The sequence below is a fragment of the Granulicella mallensis MP5ACTX8 genome (assembly GCF_000178955.2).
Taxonomy (GTDB): Bacteria; Acidobacteriota; Terriglobia; order Terriglobales; family Acidobacteriaceae; genus Granulicella; species Granulicella mallensis.
The window spans coordinates 361648-381543 of record NC_016631.1 but is presented as its reverse complement, the minus strand read 5'-3'; the positions used below and the strand labels follow the sequence as shown (position 1 = coordinate 381543).

Genomic DNA, 19896 nt, shown 5'->3' with positions numbered 1-19896 from the left:
CGCGATCGAGATGCGTTGTCGCGTTTTCGCACTAACGATGTGCTTCAACCACCTGGTCGCGGTGTCCAGCCCACGTCCCAATACCTATGCCCAGCAACTGCCCCAGGTGCTCCGGCGATGAACAGAGCGCGGGATGCGAACCTACATCCTTCGGCAGCTCCCGCGCCTGCGCCTCCTCTGTCAGAATCACCATGGGATTCGAAGCATCGTCTGCCATCCCCTGCGCGTTGAAAATGACGAGATCCGCTGCTTTAGCGATGTCATAAACGAAGCGGATGACCGCAGGAGAAAAGCTGCGCAGGCTGCAGAAGCAACTGCTGAAAATCTCGTCACTCTCCAGGCCCTTCGCTCGAACCTCGATATGCGAGTTATCGGGGAGGGTTGCGGAGTAGGTTGCGAACTTATCGCAACCATCCTTGCAATGCTGCTGCAGTAACGACAGCACGACCTTCTTGTCGGCTGTCGCACCTTCCCCAGCCTTGAATCGAAAGAGATACAGATCAAAACTCACGACAAGATACCTGCCGATCAATACTACTTCATGGTTCCCTGAGGCGCCGCGTGATCGAGATCCAGGTTGAGCTCCAGCACATTGACGCGGGGCTCGCCCAACACGCCGAACTGGCGGGCCTGTGTGTGCTTCGCTACCAGATCGTGCACAGCACTCTCCGAGAGATGCCGCTCCTTCGCCACACGAGCCACCTGGTACTCTGCTGCCGCCGGTGTAATGTCAGGATCAAGGCCCGAGCCGGACGCCGTAACCAGATCGACAGGAACCTCGGTGCCCGGATGATCTGTATTCGCAGCAGTGACATCCGTCTTTACGCGATCGATAAGTTTTTGGCTGGTCGGCGCATAGTTCGAACCGCTCGAATTGGCCGCATCATACCCATTTCCTGCCTGTGACGGACGCGAATGAAAGTATGCCGGGGTGGTGAAGGACTGACCCAGGAGATGGGAGCCTACAACGGTTCCATTCTCTGAGATGAGCTGGCCGTTTGCCTTGTCCTTGAACAGAAGCTGCGCGGCGCCGGTGACCAGGAGAGGATACGCTACGCCAAAGATAATCGTCGTAACAAGTGTGTAGAGGATAGCGGTGACAACATTGCGTCGCATAACTGCCCCTTATGCCAGATGGATGGCGGTAATGATTAAGTCGATGATCTTGATACCCAGGAACGGCGCGATCAAACCTCCGACGCCGTAGATGAGCAGGTTGCGGCGCAGCAGCGCCTCAGCCGACATAGCCTTGTAGCTCACGCCACGCAGCGCCAGCGGAATCAACCCAACGATAATGAGCGCGTTGAAGATCACGGCGGAGAGAATCGCAGACTCCGGTGTCTTCAGGTGCATGATGTTGAGCGCGCCGAGCACCGGGAACGTTGCTGCAAACATCGCCGGAATGATGGCGAAGTACTTCGCAACGTCGTTGGCAATCGAGAACGTCGTGAGCGCGCCGCGCGTCATCAGGAGCTGCTTGCCGATCTCAACGATCTCGATGAGCTTGGTGGGATTGGAATCCAGGTCCACCATGTTGCCGGCTTCCTTGGCAGCTTGCGTACCGGTGTTCATTGCGACGCCTACATCGGCCTGTGCGAGCGCGGGAGCGTCATTGGTGCCGTCGCCCGTCATCGCGACGAGCTTGCCCTCGGCCTGCTCGCGCTTGATGAGGTCCATCTTGTCCTTGGGCTTGGCCTCGGCAAGAAAGTCGTCGACACCAGCTTCGCGAGCGATGGCCGCCGCGGTCAGCGGGTTGTCGCCGGTGATCATGATGGTCTTGATGCCCATCGCACGAAGCTGCGCAAAGCGCTCCTTCATGCCGCCCTTGACGATGTCCTTCAAGTGAATCACACCGAGGGCCTGGCGGTTCTCCGCGACTACGAGCGGCGTGCCGCCGGAGCGTGCCACGGTTTCGACATCGATGCGAACCTGGTCGGGCAGCGAGCCGCCGCGTTCCTGCAGGAAGCGCGCGATGGCGTCCGTGGAGCCCTTGCGAATGATGCGGCCTTCCATGTTCACGCCCGACATGCGAGTCGTGGCGGAGAAGGGAACGAACTCCGCCTGCAGGTCGTGGAGTTCGCGACCGCGCAGGCCGTAGAGTTCCTTGGCGAGCACAACGATGCTGCGGCCTTCGGGAGTCTCGTCCGGCAGCGAAGAGAACTGCGCGGCATCGGCTAGCTGGTCTTTGCTGACGCCCGGAGCGGGGATAAACGCAGCCGCCTGGCGGTTGCCGAGCGTGATGGTTCCGGTCTTGTCGAGCAGCAGTGTGTTGACGTCGCCTGCAGCTTCCACCGCACGGCCAGACATCGCCAGAACGTTGTACTGCACCAGGCGATCCATGCCTGCAATACCGATGGCCGAAAGCAGGCCGCCGATGGTCGTCGGGATCAGGCAGATAAGCAGGGAGATCAGAACGAAGACGGACTGCGGTGCCGTGGAGTAAATCGCGATCGGCTGCAGCGTAACCACTGCGAGCAGGAAGATGATCGTGAGACCTGCGAGAAGAATGTTCAACGCAATCTCGTTGGGGGTCTTCTGACGCTCCGCGCCTTCTACGAGCGCGATCATGCGATCGAGGAACGTCTCGCCAGGATTCGATGTGATGCGGACCTTGATCTCGTCCGACAACACGCGCGTGCCACCGGTCACAGCCGAGCGGTCGCCGCCAGCCTCACGAATAACCGGCGCGGACTCACCCGTAATCGCCGACTCATCGACGGAGGCGACGCCCTCAATAATCTCGCCGTCACCGGGAATCATCGAGCCTGCTGTGATGAGGCAGACATCGCCCGAACGGAGGTTGAGGCTTGGGACCTCTTCCGTCGTGCCATCGGCACGCAGGCGGATCGCGATGGTATCGGACTTCGCTTTGCGCAGTGCATCGGCCTGAGCCTTGCCGCGGCCTTCGGCCATCGCCTCGGCAAAGTTGGCGAAGAGCACGGTGAACCACAGCCAGAGAGTGATCTGCAGATCGAAGCGAAGTGCGTGGTGCGCCTGGATGAGGTCGCGGACGGTGTAGATCGTCGTGATCACACTGCCGATCTCAACGACGAACATCACCGGATTTTTCATCATCGTGCGGGGATTCAATTTGACGAAGGCATCGTGAAGGGCGCGGCCAACGATCTTTGTATCCCAGAGTGAACGCTTACGGGTATTTGCCATGGTGTTTCCTTAGTAGGCCTTGCCAGCGTGAAGGAGAAGGTGCTCGAGAACCGGGCCAAGCGAAAGCGCCGGGAAGAAGGTCAACGCGCCAACGATCAGGATCGTGCCGATCAGCAGGATCGTGAACAGCGGCGTATGCACCGGAAAGGTTCCAGGAGAAGGTGGAACAAGCTTCTTGCGCGCCAGGTTGCCGGCGATAGCCAGCACTGGAATAGCCATCAGGAAGCGGCCGATCAACATCGCAAACCCCAGCGAGAGGTTGTACCAGTGCGTGTTCGCGCTCAGGCCCGCAAAGGCCGACCCGTTATTACCGGTCGCCGAGGTGAAGGCATACAGGATCTCCGAAAGTCCGTGAGGACCGCCGTTTGCCAGCGCGCTCAGACCAAGGCTCGGCATCATCAGCGTCACAGCGGAGAAGCCGAGGATCGAAAGCGGGAAGATGAGCGTGTAGAGCATCGCCATCTTCACGTCATAGGACTCGATCTTCTTGCCGAGATACTCGGGTGTGCGTCCGACCATGAGGCCCGCGATAAATACCGCCAGCACCACGAAGATCAGCATGCCGTACATTCCAGCACCAACGCCTCCGAAGATCACCTCACCCAGCATGATGTTGACGAGAGGAACCAGGCCGCCGAGCGGCATAAAGGAGTCGTGCATCGCATTGACCGCGCCGCAGCTTGCATCCGTCGTAACGGTGGCGAAGAGCGCGGAGTTCGCAATACCGAAGCGAACCTCTTTGCCTTCCATATTGCCGCCGGGCTGCATCGCCGTGGTGTGCTGGTCGATGTGCATTGCGGCAGAGTGCAGCAGCGGATTCGGCTGGGCCTCTGCGTAGTACGCAACCAGGACACCCGCGAAGAAGAGGGCCGACATGGCAGCGAACACCGCCCAACCGTGGGCCGGCGACTTCGTCATCTTGCCGAGCATGACCGTGAAGCCGGCGGGGATAACGAAGATGGAAAACATCTCCAGGAAGTTGGAGAACGGTGTCGGATTCTCAAACGGATGAGCGCTGTTGGTATTGAAGAAGCCGCCGCCGTTGGTGCCCAGCATCTTGATGGCTTCCTGAGAAGCGACCGGCCCTTGCGCGATGCTCTGCGTCGTAACTGTCTGCGTCGTGGCCTTGCCATCCGCGCCGGTCGTTGTTACCGTCATCGGTTGCACAAGCTTCGCCTGATCGTACGGGCGGAAGTTCTGCACCACACCCTGCGAGACCAGCAGAAGCGCATAGACGAAGCAGGCAGGCAGCAGAACCCAGAGAGAAGCGCGCGTCGTATCGACCCAGAAGTTACCGAGCGTCTTCGACTCACGGCGCGAGATGCCGCGGAGAAGCGCTACCGCCAACGCCATGCCCACCGCCGCCGAGAAGAAGTTGTGGTACGCGAGCGTGAGCATCTGGGTGAGATAGCTCATCGTCGTCTCGGGGACGTAGGACTGCCAGTTGGTGTTGGTTGTGAACGAGACTGCGGTATTCCAGGCCAGGTCGGACGGGACGGCTGCAAGATGCTGCGGATTAAGCGGCAGAATATGCTGCAAGCGCTCGATCGCATAGGTGGCGATCAAGGTGACAAGGCTGAAGACAAGCATCGCAATCGAGTACTCGGTCCAGCGCATCTCGCGCGTCTCATCGATACCGGTCAGCTTGTAAACAAGACGCTCAAGGGGGCGAAAAACGACGTCGAGAAAGGTCTTCTCCCGCTCGAAGACGCGCGCCATGTACACGCCGACAGGTTTTGCGCATACGAGTACAAGGGCGAAGAAGAGGAGTATCTGAAACCAGCCGTTGGCGGTCATGTTCTAAGGTGTCCTGTTAAAACTTTTCTGGCTGTAGAAGCGCGTAGACGAGATAAATGAGAAGGCCGAGAATGACCAGGTCAAGCAAAATCGTTTCGATCATTACTTGCCTGCTTTCGTGGCAAGGCGTTCACATCCGACCGTGTAAGCCACGGCAATGGCGAAAAACGCGATGCTGGCTACAATACATCCGATGTCCCACATAAGTGTTTGCTCCTGAACCTCAGGCCCGGCAAAACCACACGGACCATCATGAAAACTTGCGCTCCATGACCATCTGCAAGTCTCTGCCCGGGCTGATAAGGAAAGCATAAAGATGCCCTTTACGAGAACGTCAGAAATGGAATATCAGGTCACTGGCCACCGTGAACTGGCTCTGCCGGGTTCCACGGTCGTAGGCGTCGCGATCCCACGCGTGGTCGAATCGAATCTCCGGGCGGATCTGAATCGTCGACCCGATCCAATGGCTCAGCAACAACGTGTTCTCTGTGTACTTCGTGTTTACACCGGTCCGCTGGCCTTTCTTATCGTTGAGAAAGTCGCTGCGAAAGGAGATGAAATCATGTGCCGACAACTGCTTATTCACATAGTTCACGACCGCATACTCCGGAGCGAAGCAGGTTTGCAGGCCCGGCCTGCAGGTCGCCCCATTCGTGTTGGGCTCGGGGACAATCGATCCGCCGACGCTCGGTACATCGCGCTGATACATCACATAGGCTTCCGTTGCCGTGTGCCAGGTCTTCGAGAACCGGTGGTACCAAGTGCCGTCGTACTGCTGCAGGTTGTTGAAGGCGTACTTGCCGTCGTTGATGCCGTTGGCGCAGAGATAAAAGTTGTCGTTGGTCGAAGCCGTGGTGTAGCTGGCGCAAACGGTTGCCGAAGGGTGCGAGCCCTTCGCCCATAGTGCAATATCGTGGCCGCCGGTGATGCCCGCCTGCACCAGCCATTGGCTGGTCAACTGCACCGTGGCGAGGACTCCCGTGTCCGTAAACGGATCGACTGAATACAGCAGGGAGTGGCTGAACATATAGTTGTTCGGCGTAAGCTGGGCCTCGATGCCGGGGACGGAGATGTAGCGCCCTACGCGGATGTTCATTCCCAGCGCAACCTTTGGCACATACACGTCGAGGTACTCAAGCACCGGATCGAAGCCATATTGATGGTTGTGGTCGATCCACTGGCTGCTCAAATAGCCCTTGTTGGTGGTGAACCTGTAGTCCGTCCCATAGAGGGCCGTCAGGTGATAGCCAACATCCACATGCTCTCGCTGCACTGAGTTGGGCAGGCGCTCGACATAGAGCACCGCCTGGTTCAGTTCGATCCTGTTTGCATAGGCATCATCGACCTCGGGCACATTGCCATGCGCCGAGGTACTGGCATTGACGGAGGGCGAAATCCATCCATACACCTTGGTCCGGCTCTGCGCGCCGTTGATGGCCGTCATCAACGGATAGCTGTTCGTATCCGCTTCGCCGATCACCGGCGAACCGCCATAGGACCAATCCGAGTTTGGGAAAGGCGGCGACGAGAGCGGTGAAGGCAGTCCCCGCCGCGGTGGCGCAGGACTTTCAGGAGCCGTTCCATGCCAGTCTTCGATGTAGAACTGATCGAGCCGTCCCCAGAAAGATTGGGGCGCAGCCTGGGCCTGTTTTGAAGAAGGGCTCTCCGGTAATGGAGCCGGTTGTTCCTGAGCTGACATACAAGCTCCGCGAACGGTGCACCACACGAAGAGCCATAAGAAGCCAGAAAGCCGGGGATGCATGGGTGTCCATACACTCTCACCCGAGACATAAAGAATCAATAAGGAATCCATAAAGATGGACCCCGTCACAAATCAAGCCATTACGGAAACGAGATCGAGTTCTGGTGCTTCTAAGTCTCTTTGCCCTTCTTTCCTGCGGCCTAGAACCTTCTCGTACATCCGTACATAGTCGGTCGCCATCCTCTTTGCTCGAAAGCGGGCTTCAAACATCGCTCTACAGCCTTCGCGGCGGATGTTCGCGAGCCTGGGCACGCAGCGTACTGCCTCCTCAACGCTGTCGACGATGAAACCCGTCACACCGTCCTGGATGACCTCCGGCACAGAACCGCGTCTCCACGCAATGACAGGAGTACCGCAGGCCAGGGCTTCGATCATGACCAGGCCGAATGGCTCGGGCCAGTTCACCGGAAAGAGCAACGCCTTGGCACGCCCGAGAAACTCGTTCTTCGCCTCGCCGCCGATCTCGCCTACAAACTCCACGAAGGACGCACTCTTCTGCAGCAGGGGCTGAATTACCTGTTCAAAGTAATTACGGTCTTCGTCATAGATCTTCGCTGCGATCTTCAATCGAACTCCGGAGAGCCTGGCGATCTCGACAGCGCGCTCCAGTCCTTTATCGGGAGAGGTCCTGCCGAGAAACGCAAAGTATTCTCCGGGCTGCGATTGAAACGGATGCAGCGTCTCGGGAAGACCGTGATACACCGTTCCCAGCCAGTTGGCATTGGGAACAGGCTCCTGCTGGCTATTGGAGATAGCGACCAACGGAACGTCGTGATATTCCTCGAGCAGTTCGCGCAGATCGTGCGCATGGACAAAGCCATGCAGCGTAGTCACCGAGGGACAGCCGTAGCGGCGGACCAGCGGGAAGTGAATGTAGTCGCTATGAAAGTGAATCATGTCGAAGCGGGATAGATCCCGAAAGACAAGCTCCATCATGCGCACGTGGTGCGGCAAGGTCTCGCGGCAATCCTTGTCACGCCACAGGGCCTTCTCGCATACCGGCACAAGATGCGCCGAGGTCTGCGAGTCGCCGCTGGCAAACAGCGTGACCTCGTGGCCGAGCTGAACCAGCTCTTCTGTAAGCCACGAGACCACGCGCTCCGAACCGCCATAGAGACCCGGGGGAACACTTTCAAAAAGTGGTGCTACCTGTGCAATTCGCATAAGGGACCTATCGTGCCGCCCGTCCGAGATGCATCATCGGAAGGCCATTACGCAGTTTCTGAAAGTAACAAATCTCTACCAGCGTCGGCCAAAGCTCGATGGAAGCCTTGATGACGGCGATCGCGTCGTCGACGATACGCAGCAGGTTGTGCTGGAAGAAGTCAGGCTCGAAGCCATAGAATGCCTTCTCGAGATTGGCCGCAAAGAGACGCAGCGCATCGATGCGATCCTGGCTCTTTGCCGTCTCTGCCGCACGCAGCGCGCGGGTATGAAGGCTGGTGATCTTCTCCAGAATCTCCTCCGCATCCTGTGCTGTGACCTCTCCCGTGTAGCCGAAGGTGATGCCGAGTTCATCCACACTGGTGAGAGAGTCCTTGATCTTTCTCTTGAGCAGGTTGGCAATCTCTTCGTTCAACACCTCGGAGGCCGGAGGATTCCGCATGTAGTTGCTCTTGGTATGGTGCTGCGCCGCATCGACATGCGCCGCTACGATACCTTCCTGCTGGATCCAGAGCCGATAGATGTAATCCTCAAAACGCAGTCTTGTCGGGAAGAACGGCGGCAGGCCAAACGTATTGTCATAGCCGGCTACGCCGCAGTCCATGCGCCAGTTCTTATTCGTTACCGCCGGACGGAAGTTCACCAGGACGTAGAGATCGTTCAGGCTGTCCAGGCTGGTCTGGTCTTCATCGTTCAGGAACATGTCGACAAAATCGATAGCGTCGATATCGTTCGTACCGGAACGGAAGGTCTGCGCCATTTTGACGACCGCATCGTCCGAGACCCGTCCTCTTTGCAGGAGGGTGGCATTGTCTTCGATCAGTCCCTTGGTGACGTTGGTCTCCAGGTCCATCGCGGTGTCGATCAGGAAATCGCCATGCTCATAGTTTTCCGGAATCTCAGAGACAGGCTTGCCGAGTACATCGGAGAAAGCCGACATGATGTCGAATGACTTTCTTGCATAACCGTTCTTACCGACCTTATGCAGACGCCCGCGACTGATCTCGTTGTTCTCCAGTGACTCGGGACTATCTTCCATGAGGGAATAGGGTCGCATGTCATCGTCGGAGCTGACCATCAGGCCGCCCAGAGAGTACATCAAGGTGTAGTTTCGATTGCCGCCGTAGCTGGGCCGGAAGAGGTTTTTCACCAGCGGCTCTAGCCGCTTATTGCGAAGACGAGAGTTGATATAAGCAATAAACTCTTCTTTTTCGCGGGGACCTACGTAGAACAGGTCGGAATTCGTCTTCAGTTGCTCCAGGCTGCTGAAGTACTTCTCCACGTTGGTGGGAGTGGAGTCATCGAAGACGATCATTTGTGGAGAGTGACCGTTCTTCCAAAAGTGCTCGTCGTATTCATGCACTGTTTGACTTACATCGCGTAGCCGATGTGTCGGAACTACAAAGTACGTCTCTGGATCATTCATAATATTTTGGGATTATCCGAAGGGATGTCGTCCGGCGATAACGCCGATCTGCAGCCGTACAAGAAAGATCGGCAGCTAAATGGCACTAATTGGGCACGACGAATCATCACGCTTTTAATCGTAGAGCGCGGAGCATAAGGGTTTCATAAGGGTTTTAAAAGGGCTTTTTGCTGTTGTTTGTTTAGCCGTTGCCTGTTTTTCGTCGTCATCCTGAGCCGTACCGGGGTCCCCGGCGAGCGCGTACTTTGCGCTTGCTGGGGTGGTTTGGCGAAGGACCCCCGCATTTAGGATCACCACCCAAATTTCAGGTTCACGCGAAAGGCCTCAGCGACTGTACGCCAGCTTAGCTGGTGTCTATTCCTCGAGCATCGTGCAAAATGCGGGGGTCCTTCGCCTACGGCTCAGGATGACGACGAAAAACAAACAACAGCGAAAACAAACAACGGCGAAAGCGAGCAACAACAAAAGCTGCCGGCAACTCACTGGCTCTTTTGCGTAATGATATGCAAGTCCGTATGCGGGGCCGCCGCTGCGAATTGCTGGATCGCAAGAAAGTAGAGGTACTTCTTAATCCCTGTCAACGCCGAGCGTCCGAACAACACCTGTGTAATGCGATTCTGCTGCGCGAACTCTGCCGTAGCACTCGCCACACTCGAACCCTTCAGGCGCACGATGGTTGCTCCCAGGTTTCGCGCGAACTGCAGGTTATCGTCGAGCGCGCGTGCTGCCTCCGGCTCGCGATCACGTTCCGTATCGAGATGCAGCACATAGAACTCGGCATCCATGCCCTGCGAAAGACGCGCACCGCGCGCGATCAGGTCACGCGCCGCAGGACTGGCACTGATACAGACGGCAACTTTCTCGGCAACCGTCCAATGCCCTCCTAGTTGCTTGCGCTTCACATAGTCATCGAGCGTGCGATCGACAGCGCGTGTCACCCGCTGCAGGGCCATCTCGCGCAGGGCAATCAGATTGCCGCGGCGAAAGAAGTTCGAGAGAGCCCGCTCTACCCGTTCCATCGGATAGATATCGCCACGCCGCATGCGCGTCGCCAACGCCTCAGGGGTCAAATCGCTGATGACGATCTCGTCCGCCCGATCGAGCACCCAGTCCGGCACCGTCTCGCGCACCGTGATGCCGGTGAGCGACTGTACCCGTGGCGTAATGCTCTCGACGTGTTGGATGTTCACCGTGGTCACCACATCGATGCCGGCATCCAGCAGTGCAAAGACATCCTCATAGCGCTTCTGAAATCGGCTGCCCTCCACATTCGTGTGCGCGAGTTCGTCAATCAGCGCTACCTGTGGCTGCCGTGCCAGAATGGCATCCACGTCCATCTCCGAAAAGAGTGTCCCCTTGTAGTCGATCTCGCGGCGCGGAACGGTCTCGATCTTCGCGGCCACCTCGGACGTCCCGATGCGGCCATGCGTTTCCACGATCCCAATCACGACGTCTTCGCCACGGCCCTGACGGCGGATGCCCTCACTCAGCATGCTGAAGGTCTTGCCTACTCCGGGCGCATAGCCGAGAAAGACCTTGAAGCGTCCACGCTTCTTCTCTACGTTCTCCGCGGACTCAAGCCAGTCTTCGGGTCGTTTCCTTGGCGTGTCGCATGCACCCATAGAGCAGTTCTCCTGTTTCTACATAACGGACTTAACGAGAGCCGCTTTCTTTAAAAACGACATATGGAACCTCCCCGTCGGAATACCCCAGCAGGAGAACCGCACGAGTCGTAGAATCTCACAGTGAACTCGAAACGGCTTATTACCATTATGCGTTGCATCGGCGCCGCAGCCTGTCTCGCGGGAATTGTAACGTTCTACAGGCTCGTCGTGCATGCCAACCAGACGACCGTCGCTCTGACCTTGCTGCTGCTTATCCTGTTCATCGCGGCCAGATGGGGTCTGCGTTTCTCCATCGGAGCCTCACTCGTCGCCACTGCCTGCTACAATTTTTTCTTTCTTCCGCCGCTCTACAAGTTCACGGTCTCCGATCCACAAAACCTCGTCGCCCTTGCCGTATTCCTCATCACAGCCGTCTTTGCCAGCCGCCTGTCGCATCGCATCCGCGCGGAGTCCAGCGATGCCCGTGCCCGGCAGTCGGAACTGGAGATTCTCTACAGCCTCAGCCGCGACCTGCTGCAGAGCGAGGAGCTGACCCAGCTAACCAACTCCATTCCGGCATCGGTCACGCTTGCCACCGGTTCGAATTCGGTCCTCTTCTATCTGCTGGAGGGCAATCGGAGCTACCGGGCGGGCCTTGACACCAGCATCGCCTGGCCCCCGACCATCGACACCACGGAGCTGCATGAACTGGCCCACGCCCCCGGCGTCTCCATCACCTCGGACGGCGCCGCCATCGTGCCGCTGCGGACCGGCGTAAAGCCTCGTGGCCTTCTGATTCTGCGCGGCGTCAAACTCTCCACCCAGACTCTCGAAGCCCTCGGAGGCCTGGTCTCCGTCGCCCTGGATCGCGTGCGCGCGGTAGAGGAGGTCGCCCACGTCGAAGCCGCACAGGAGAGTGAGCGTCTGCGGTCGATGATCCTCGATTCAATCACGCATGAACTGCGAACTCCGGTAGCGTCGATCAAAACGTCCATCGATAAACTCCTGGAGGCCAACGCCGAGTCCGCCGAGTCCCATGAGCTTCTGACGGAGATTTCCGAACAGAACGACCGGCTCGATCAACTGGTCACAGAAGCCGTCGAGATGGCTCAGCTCGATACGCAGCAGGTCAGCATGGACGTAAGTCCTCAACAACTCAGTGACATGATCGACGCGGCCATCGAGACGGCTGGAGCCAGACTCGCCGATCACGAAATCATCAAAAGAATTCCCGAGGATCTACCGTGTGTCGTCGCCGACCCGCTCCGCATTGAGAAGGTGATCTATAACCTGCTTGAGAATGCGGCGAAGTACTCCGCCCCCGGCCAGCCTATCTATATCAGCGTAGAGGTGCGTGGACAGTGTGCCTCGTGCAGCATCGCCGACCGTGGCATCGGGATCGACCCGGCCGAGCAGCCCCTGGTCTTCGACAAGCTCTACAGATCGCGCAAACGAACGGCACATATCCCCGGAACCGGCATGGGGCTGGCGATTTGCCGCGCCATCGTAGAAGCGCATAACGGGACAATCTCGGTTACCAGCCAGCCTGGGCAGGGATCTGTGTTTACGTTTACCTTGCCGTTGGCATAGATGTTATTGAGGAACATGCAGAGGCAGTGAACGATTGCCGCTATGGCTTTCGTCTTTGCCTTTTCTGGTTGTCATTCCGCGCAAAGTTCGCACCTGCTACAGCTGCGGGGCAGTTCGGGATTTTCACCGGATTCCCGTTTAATTCTCCTTGCGGAGAAACCTCGGAGCAGCCACTATATCTTGAGGTATACCCCGGTGCAATCCCACCCCTTGTGGATATATCCTTCTTTATAAGGGAGGTGCCAAAGGAGTGACTTTCCCTTATTTCGGGGATATACTGAACGTCGAGTTCAGTATTAGAAAGCTCACGGTAACAGAACGATTATCGCCAGATCTTCCAGGAGTACGATTCGTGCTTGGAACCATTGTAAGCAGGAGCGGCCGCGTAAAGATGCTCCAAGAGATGCCGCTCCCCGACGAGCCGAAGTCGCGCGGACGGCAGCGCAGCATTGAAGCCGAAGTCGCGATTCTCAAGGCAACGCTCTACCTGCTGGAGCGCAAGCCGCTCCGCAAGGTAACCGCCGACGCCATCGCCAAACGGGCCGGCGTCAGCAAAGCCACCATTTATAAATGGTGGCCCAACAAAAGTTTAGTTGCACTCGACGCTTATCTCGCCGGCATGACGGAGCGGGTCATCATGCCGAATACCGGATCGGCCGAGAAGGATTTCACGGAACAACTGCAGTCTGTAATGACCTTTTACAAGTCGCCGCTGGGCAGACTGTTCGGGCAGTTCATCGCGGAGGGACAGAGCGATCCGGGCTTTCTGGCCCTGTTCCGAGAACGTTTTCTGTATGCCAGGCGGGACGCGGCGCGCATCATGTGGCGGCGCGGCGTAGACCGCGGAGAGATTCGCGAAGACATCGATACGGAGATCGTTCTCGACCTGATCTACGGCCCCATGATCTTTCGCCTGCTTGCCGGACACGGCTCGCTCAGCGACCGGGAGTCGGAGTTCATGGTGGAGGCCATCTTCGGTGGTATACGGAGACCTGGGTACCAGGTCTCTACGAAAACCGAACAGGATTCAAAACATCTTTGAGTCCTTCGCAGAGGCGTCATCGTCTAAATTATCGAGCCAATACTAAACTACAGGTTTAGTATCGTGATTCACGCAACGTACACAGAATCAAAGATTTCGTACAGAATCAAAGATTTCTGACTCGACGAGCTGAAGTGGCCGGATCACCTTCATCCAGCCAGCGCAGAGGCCACCGGGCCAGTACCGGTAAAAATGCCGGATAGATACCGGCGAAGGAAGTTATAAGGAGTCCCGATGTGGATCGTCCGTCTCGCACTTAAGAGACCATACACATTCGTCGTTTTGTCGCTGCTGCTTTTCATCATTGGCCCCGTGGTCATGTTGCGGACGCCGGTCGACATCTTCCCCAATATCGATATTCCCGTCGTCTCCGTCGTCTGGAACTACGCGGGCATGTCACCGCAGGAGTTGAGCGACCGTATCGTACTGCCCTTTGAGCGCAGCCTTACGACAACCGTCAACGACATCGAGCACTCCGAGTCGCAGACTTTGAACGGCGTCTCCGTCGTCAAGATCTTCTTCCGGCCGCAGGTCAACATCTCGCAGGCCGTGGCGCAGGTTACGGCGATCTCGCAGACCGCGCTGCGCCAGTACCCACAGGGCACCACCCCTCCGCTGGTCATTCAGTACAGCGCGTCGAGCGTGCCGGTACTGCAACTGGGACTCTCCGGAAACGGCCTGACCGAACAGCAGTTGAACGACTTCGGACAGAACTTTGTCCGTACTCAGCTTGCGACCGTGCAGGGTGCGGCTCTGGCGTTCCCCTATGGCGGCAAGCAGCGCCAGGTACAGGTAGACATCAATACGCAGAAGCTGCAGGCGTATGGACTCTCCGCTTCGGACGTGGTGAACTCCTTCAACGCGCAGAACATCATTCTGCCCGGCGGCGACGTCAAGATGGGCCACATCGACTACCCAGTCGAGACCAACAGCGCACCGACCTCGATTAAGGACCTGAACGATCTGCCGATCAAGACCGTGAACGGCGCTACGGTCTACATTCGCGACATCGGAAACGTACGCGACGGATTCCCGCCGCAGACAAACATCGTTCGCGTCGATGGGCAGCGCTCCTCGCTGCTGAGCATCCAGAAGACAGGTAACTCCTCGACGCTGGACATCATTGCGAACGTACGCGCTCAGTTGCCATCGATTCTTGCCCAGCTGCCTCCCCAACTGCGGCTGACTCCCATTGCCGATCAATCCATCTTCGTGCGCGCCGCGATCAGCGGTGTAGTACGTGAGGCCCTGATCGCCGCCTGCCTGACCGCGGCGATGATCCTGATCTTCCTCGGAAGCTGGCGTTCGACGGTCATCATTGCGGTGTCGATTCCGCTCTCGGTCATCTGCTCACTGCTGATGCTGGCAGCGCTGGGCGAGACGATCAACATCATGACGCTCGGCGGTCTCGCGCTGGCGGTCGGCATCCTGGTCGACGACGCAACCGTCGAAATCGAAAACATCAACCGTAACCTCGAAGAGGGTAAAGAGGTTGAAGACGCGATTCTGACCGGCGCCGCGCAGATCGCCGTGCCGGCCTTCGTCTCGACGATCTCCATCTGCATCGTGTTCGTGCCGATGTTCTTCCTCACCGGCGTCGCGAAGTATCTGTTCGTTCCTCTCGCCGAAGCCGTCGTCTTCGCCATGCTCGCGTCCTACTTCCTCTCGCGAACCATTGTGCCTACGATGGCGAAGTACCTGCTGAAGGGTCATGAGCACGATCGGGAAGAACAGGCGAAGAAGAGCAAGAACCCCTTCGTCCGCTTCCAGATCACCTTCGAGCACTACTTCGAGAAGCTGCGGCAGTGGTACTACGGCGTGCTGGGCTTCTGCATGGAGTACCGCGCGGTCTTCCTGATCGCCATCGTCGCGTTCTGGGTGGGATCGATCACTCTTTTGTATCCGTGGCTGGGGCAGGACTTCTTCCCCTCCGTGGACGGCGGTCAGTTCAAGCTGCATGTGCGTGCTCATACCGGAACGCGCATTGAAGATACGGCCCGGCTCTGCGACGAGATCGAAGCCGAGATTCGTCAGGAGATCCCGGAGGCGGAGATGGGAACCGTCATCGACAATATCGGCATCCCCTACTCCGGCCTGAATCTCTCCTACTCCAACTCGGCCACGGTTGGCACTGCCGATGCGGACATCCTGGTCACGCTGGCGGAAAAGCATCGTCCTACCGACGAGTACACGCACTCCCTGCGCGACAGGCTGACAAAGCAGTTCCCCGGCACGGAGTTCTATTACCTGCCGACGGACATGGTGAGCCAGATCCTGAACTTCGGCCTGCCGGCACCAATCGACATCCAGTTGGTCGGACAGGCCATAGATCAGAATCACGCGCTGGCTGAGCAGATGATGGAGCAGATCAGCCAGATCCCCGGCACGACGGACCTGCGCATTCAGCAGCCCTTCAACCTGCCGAGCTGGACGGTCAACGTGGACCGCACCCGGGCGCAGCAGGTCGGCTTCAGCCAGCACGATGTGGCCAACGACGTGCTGACCAGCTTGAGCGGCAGCTTCCAGACCTCGCCGACGTTCTATCTCAACCCACAGAACCACGTGAGTTACAACATTGCGGTGCAGACGCCGCAGTATGACGTCCAGAACCTGCAGCAGCTTCAGAACTTCCCCATTGCCACCATCGGCTCAAACAGGACCCCGCAGATTCTCGGCAATATCGCGTCGATCGATCGCGGCACCGAGCAGGGTACCGTGAGCCACTACAACGCCCGCTCGGTCATCGATATCTACGGGTCCGTCGAAGGGACTGACCTGGCCAGTGTCGCCACCAAGATCGATCAGATCGTGAAGAACAATAAAGGCAAGCTGCCGCGCGGAACCGAGGTCATCGTACGCGGTCAGATCCAGACGATGCGCACGTCCTTTGTCGGACTGGTGGCCGGCCTGCTGTTCTCGATCATCCTGGTCTACGCGCTGATCGTGGTGAACTTCCAGAGCTGGCTCGATCCGTTCATCATCATCGCTGCCTTGCCGGGCGCGCTGGCCGGTATCGTCTGGCTGCTGTTCCTTACCGGAACGCACATCAGCGTTCCTGCCCTGACCGGCGCTATCATGTGCGTAGGTGTGGCAACGGCGAACTCGATCCTTGTGGTCAGCTTCGCGAAGGAGCAAATGGAGGCCGGGCTGAATGCAGCCGAGGCGGCACTCTCCGCGGGCTTCACGCGCTTCCGTCCGGTCATCATGACGGCGCTGGCGATGATGATCGGCATGGTGCCGATGGCACTGGGCCTCGGCGATGGCGGCGAGCAGAATGCGCCTCTGGGCCGTGCCGTTATCGGCGGCCTGCTGCTGGCGACGTTCGGCACCCTGACCTTCGTCCCGGTCTTCTTCTCCTTCATGCACCGCAAGGATAAGCCGCATGCCAACCCGCCTGCAGAACACGGGAATGAGGCACACGCATGAGCGACGAGAAACTGACGAATTCCGCCGAACGACTTCCACAGAACAACGCGCCACAAGGCGCACATGGAGACAAGGCAATGAGTGCCCAGAATCAATCGGATCAATCGAATCAACAGCACCCGGCACAGGCGAACCAGGCGGGCTCTCACGGAGAAGGCCACCACCCCGAGGTGATCCAGCATGAACCGCCACCGAAGGTCTCCCGTGCGTCCGTACTGGTGCCGGTGCTCATCGTCTTCGTCGTGACGGTCGTCCTCGCGATCGCCGGCATCCTCCATCGGCAGCACGCGAGCACGGTGCTCGCGAAGTACACCGACACGGTAGCCGCGCCACCGGTCTCTATCCAGCAGCCGGTGCTGCAACAGAACGCCCAGGAGATCGTGATCCCGGGTAACATGCAGGCCTTCACCCTCGCTCCGATCTACGCGCGAACCACGGGCTACGTAAAGGCCTGGTACCGCGACATCGGTTCGCATGTGAGCAAGGGCGAGCTGCTGGCCATCATCGAGACTCCGGAACTGGACCAGCAGCTGGCACAAGCGAAAGCCGACCTCGCTACCGCACAGAGCAACGCCGCCCTGGCGAAGACAACAGCCGAGCGCTACGTAGACCTGATCGGTAAAAACGCCGTCTCGCAGCAGGACACGGACAACGCCACCACCCAGTTGGAATCACAGACCACCATGGTGAACTCCGCACAGGCCAACGTGCGCCGGTTGGAGGAACTCCAGTCCTTCGAACGCATCGTAGCTCCCTTCGATGGCGTGATCACCCAGCGCAACATCGACGTCGGTCAGTTGATTACGGCGGAAGGCAGCACGACGACAGCCGGAGCAGGAACCATTACAGGAAGCAAGGAGACCTTCGACATCTCCGCTGTGCGTACCCTGCGCGTCTTCATCAATGTGCCGCAGATCTATTCGCCCGATGCGAAGAACGGCGCGATCGCGACCCTGACACTGCCGCAGTATCCGGGCCGCAAGTTCGAAGGCAAGCTGGTACGGTCGTCGAACTCGGTCGATCCGGCATCACGCACCCTGCTTGCCGAAGTGGACGTCCAGAACCCGACCGGTGAGCTTCTGCCGGGCAGCTATACCGAAGTCCACCTGCATACCTCCAACCCCGCGCCCGCACTGATCGTGCCGGTGAGCGCGCTGATCCTGGAGACGGATGGGCTGCGTGTGGCCACCGTCGACGGAAACAACATCGCGCACCTGGTGCATATAACGGTAGGCCGCGACTTCGGCACTTCGGTTGAAGTTCTGAACGGCTTGGAGAAGGGACAAGGGGTCATCGCGAATCCGCCGGATTCGCTGACCGATGGCGAGAAGGTTCGCGTCGTAACCCCGAAACAGGCGGGAGCGGAGGCGAAGTAATGAGAACCCATAGTCTTCCCACAGCAGCAGCGTTGATTGCAACGCTGGCGCTGAGCGGGTGCAAGGTCGGCCCGAACTACAAGGCTCCGGCCATGCCTGCCCCGCCCGCGTATAGCGATAACGGCCACAATGGCAACTGGACTACAGCCACTCCCGCGGACGGAACGCTCCGGGGCGATTGGTGGACCGTGTACCAGGACTCGACATTGAATGACTTTGAGCAGCGCTGCGCGAAGTCCAACCAGACCATCGAAGCTGCCCTGCATTCCTACGAACAGGCGCACGATATCGTTCGAGAGAACAGGGCGGCTTTATTCCCCACCGTGTCCATCGGCGCCTCGGCGACCCGGAATCTTATCTCCGACACCAAGCCTTTACACGTACCAGGCGAAGCCACGAACTATTGGGACTTCCTGATTCCGTTGAGTATCTCCTGGGAGCCTGACTTCTGGGGTGCCATTCGCAGGCAGATCGAATCGAGCGCGGCCAATGCGCAGGCCTCGGCGGCCGATCTCGCGAACACCCGCCTGAGTCTACAAGGCATGCTGGCCGTCTCCTACGTCCAACTGCGCGGCGTTGACCTGCAGGCTCAGCTCTTGCGCTCGACGCTCGACTCCTTTCAGCAGACGCTGCAACTCACAAAGGATCGGCTGAAGGGCGGCCTGGCGTCGCAAAGCGATGTGGAGCAGGCGCAGACGCAGCTCGAGCAGACACAGGCTCAGCTCATCGATCTCGGCGTGCAGCGCGCGCAGCTCGAGCACGCGATTGCTGTACTGGTCGGCGAAGCAGCCACGAACTTCCATATCGAGGAGAAGCCGCTTGCGGGCGATCCGCCCAGCGTGCCGACCGGTATCCCTTCGGAGCTGCTCCAGCGCCGGCCTGATATTGCAAGCGCGGAACGCCATGTCGCCTCGGCGAACGCCCTGATCGGCGTTGCGAAGGCCGCCTATTATCCCAGCATTGTGCTGGGAGCGAGCGGTGGCGTGGAGACCGATAAGATTGGACAGCTCTTCAACTCAAGCAGTGCAATGTGGAACGCCGGACCGGGGATCAACGAGACCATCTACGACGCCGGCCGCAGGAAGGCGCAAGTCGACTTCGCGATAGCCCAGCGTGCGCAGGCCACGGCGCTCTACCGCGAACAGGTGCTCTCTGCCTTCCGCGATGTCGAAGACCAACTCTCCGCGTTGCGCGTGCTGGAGCAGGAGGCGACCGTAACCGATCGCGCCGTCGCTTCAGCAAAACGCAGCACTGAGCTCTCGACGATGCGCTACAAGCGTGGACTGGCAACGTATCTCGAAGTGCTGACCGCCCAGACCATCGAGTTGGCCAACGAGCGTACGGCAGCTTCGCTGGTAACGCAGCGCATCGTAGCCAGCGCGCAGCTCCAGTTAGCGCTGGGCGGCGGTTGGGACGCAGCGCAACTCCCTAAGAACTAAACGCACTTCCAAACGAACCCCATCCTCGCGGCAGCTTTATCGCCGTAGGATGGGGTTTTTGTTGGTAGCCATATACATCAGCCTGGGTGCCCCATCCTCGACGCG

The 19896-nt window shown here is 58.7% G+C and carries 14 protein-coding genes and 1 riboswitch; of the genes, 5 read left to right on the top strand and 9 right to left on the bottom strand.

Annotated elements, in window-relative coordinates; translation table 11 throughout:
• Window positions 1–31: 31 nt before the first annotated feature.
• From ACIX8_RS01635 to ACIX8_RS01595, 9 genes are all read right to left on the bottom strand, one after another.
• Entirely contained in the window at window positions 32–511 is a 480-nt protein-coding gene (locus ACIX8_RS01635) for an immunoglobulin domain-containing family protein (protein WP_014263571.1), read from the bottom strand.
• 23 nt (window positions 512–534) lie between these two features.
• The gene (kdpC, locus tag ACIX8_RS01630) at window positions 535–1116 is read right to left on the bottom strand and encodes a potassium-transporting ATPase subunit KdpC (RefSeq protein ID WP_014263570.1); all 582 of its coding nucleotides are present in this window, start codon (window positions 1114–1116) and stop codon (window positions 535–537) included.
• A 9-nt stretch (window positions 1117–1125) separates the two neighbouring features.
• A complete protein-coding gene (gene kdpB, locus ACIX8_RS01625; protein ID WP_014263569.1) occupies window positions 1126–3165 on the bottom strand; it encodes a potassium-transporting ATPase subunit KdpB in 2040 nt (679 codons plus the stop codon).
• A 9-nt stretch (window positions 3166–3174) separates the two neighbouring features.
• The gene (gene kdpA / locus ACIX8_RS01620; RefSeq protein ID WP_014263568.1) at window positions 3175–4962 is read right to left on the bottom strand and encodes a potassium-transporting ATPase subunit KdpA; all 1788 of its coding nucleotides are present in this window, start codon (window positions 4960–4962) and stop codon (window positions 3175–3177) included.
• A gap of 16 nt (window positions 4963–4978) precedes the next feature.
• Window positions 4979–5065 carry a K(+)-transporting ATPase subunit F gene (gene kdpF / locus ACIX8_RS26460; protein WP_083836598.1) on the bottom strand — a complete coding sequence of 29 codons (87 nt, stop codon included), beginning with the start codon at window positions 5063–5065 and terminating at the stop codon, window positions 4979–4981.
• A 231-nt stretch (window positions 5066–5296) separates the two neighbouring features.
• Window positions 5297–6661, bottom strand: coding sequence for an outer membrane beta-barrel protein (locus ACIX8_RS01615; RefSeq protein WP_014263566.1), 1365 nt, complete (start codon window positions 6659–6661; stop codon window positions 5297–5299).
• A gap of 135 nt (window positions 6662–6796) precedes the next feature.
• Window positions 6797–7888, bottom strand: coding sequence for a glycosyltransferase family 4 protein (locus tag ACIX8_RS01610; protein ID WP_014263565.1), 1092 nt, complete (start codon window positions 7886–7888; stop codon window positions 6797–6799).
• A gap of 7 nt (window positions 7889–7895) precedes the next feature.
• Complete coding sequence (locus ACIX8_RS01605; protein ID WP_014263564.1) at window positions 7896–9314, bottom strand: hypothetical protein; 1419 nt, start codon at window positions 9312–9314, stop codon at window positions 7896–7898.
• A gap of 479 nt (window positions 9315–9793) precedes the next feature.
• Window positions 9794–10936: a histidine kinase gene (locus ACIX8_RS01595; RefSeq protein ID WP_014263563.1), complete on the bottom strand. Its 1143-nt coding sequence runs from the start codon at window positions 10934–10936 to the stop codon at window positions 9794–9796.
• 123 nt (window positions 10937–11059) lie between these two features.
• Here ACIX8_RS01595 and ACIX8_RS01590 point away from each other — a divergent pair, with 123 nt between their 5' ends.
• The 5 genes from ACIX8_RS01590 (at window position 11060) to ACIX8_RS01570 (ending at window position 19791) form a co-directional block, all read left to right on the top strand.
• Entirely contained in the window at window positions 11060–12508 is a 1449-nt protein-coding gene (locus ACIX8_RS01590) for a sensor histidine kinase (RefSeq protein ID WP_044175984.1), read from the top strand.
• Window positions 12509–12557: 49 nt separating this feature from the next.
• Window positions 12558–12688, bottom strand: a riboswitch (cobalamin riboswitch).
• 172 nt (window positions 12689–12860) lie between these two features.
• The gene (locus ACIX8_RS01585) at window positions 12861–13550 is read left to right on the top strand and encodes a TetR/AcrR family transcriptional regulator (RefSeq protein ID WP_014263561.1); all 690 of its coding nucleotides are present in this window, start codon (window positions 12861–12863) and stop codon (window positions 13548–13550) included.
• Window positions 13551–13784: 234 nt separating this feature from the next.
• Window positions 13785–16976 carry an efflux RND transporter permease subunit gene (locus ACIX8_RS01580; protein ID WP_014263560.1) on the top strand — a complete coding sequence of 1064 codons (3192 nt, stop codon included), beginning with the start codon at window positions 13785–13787 and terminating at the stop codon, window positions 16974–16976.
• A complete protein-coding gene (locus ACIX8_RS01575; RefSeq protein ID WP_014263559.1) occupies window positions 16973–18352 on the top strand; it encodes an efflux RND transporter periplasmic adaptor subunit in 1380 nt (459 codons plus the stop codon). The genes ACIX8_RS01580 and ACIX8_RS01575 overlap by 4 nt, the downstream gene beginning before the upstream one ends.
• Window positions 18352–19791: an efflux transporter outer membrane subunit gene (locus tag ACIX8_RS01570; protein ID WP_014263558.1), complete on the top strand. Its 1440-nt coding sequence runs from the start codon at window positions 18352–18354 to the stop codon at window positions 19789–19791. Before ACIX8_RS01575 ends, ACIX8_RS01570 begins: the two co-directional genes overlap by 1 nt.
• Window positions 19792–19896: the final 105 nt, after the last annotated feature.

Coding starts and splice junctions, on each gene's coding strand:
- ACIX8_RS01605 (WP_014263564.1), bottom strand. CDS start 9,314: ATGAATGATCCAGAGACGTACTTTGTAGTTCCGACACATCGGCTACGC.
- kdpB (WP_014263569.1), bottom strand. CDS start 3,165: ATGGCAAATACCCGTAAGCGTTCACTCTGGGATACAAAGATCGTTGGC.
- ACIX8_RS01595 (WP_014263563.1), bottom strand. CDS start 10,936: ATGGGTGCATGCGACACGCCAAGGAAACGACCCGAAGACTGGCTTGAG.
- ACIX8_RS01570 (WP_014263558.1), top strand. CDS start 18,352: ATGAGAACCCATAGTCTTCCCACAGCAGCAGCGTTGATTGCAACGCTG.
- ACIX8_RS01580 (WP_014263560.1), top strand. CDS start 13,785: ATGTGGATCGTCCGTCTCGCACTTAAGAGACCATACACATTCGTCGTT.
- kdpC (WP_014263570.1), bottom strand. CDS start 1,116: ATGCGACGCAATGTTGTCACCGCTATCCTCTACACACTTGTTACGACG.
- kdpF (WP_083836598.1), bottom strand. CDS start 5,065: ATGATCGAAACGATTTTGCTTGACCTGGTCATTCTCGGCCTTCTCATT.
- ACIX8_RS01575 (WP_014263559.1), top strand. CDS start 16,973: ATGAGCGACGAGAAACTGACGAATTCCGCCGAACGACTTCCACAGAAC.
- ACIX8_RS01615 (WP_014263566.1), bottom strand. CDS start 6,661: ATGTCAGCTCAGGAACAACCGGCTCCATTACCGGAGAGCCCTTCTTCA.
- kdpA (WP_014263568.1), bottom strand. CDS start 4,962: ATGACCGCCAACGGCTGGTTTCAGATACTCCTCTTCTTCGCCCTTGTA.
- ACIX8_RS01610 (WP_014263565.1), bottom strand. CDS start 7,888: ATGCGAATTGCACAGGTAGCACCACTTTTTGAAAGTGTTCCCCCGGGT.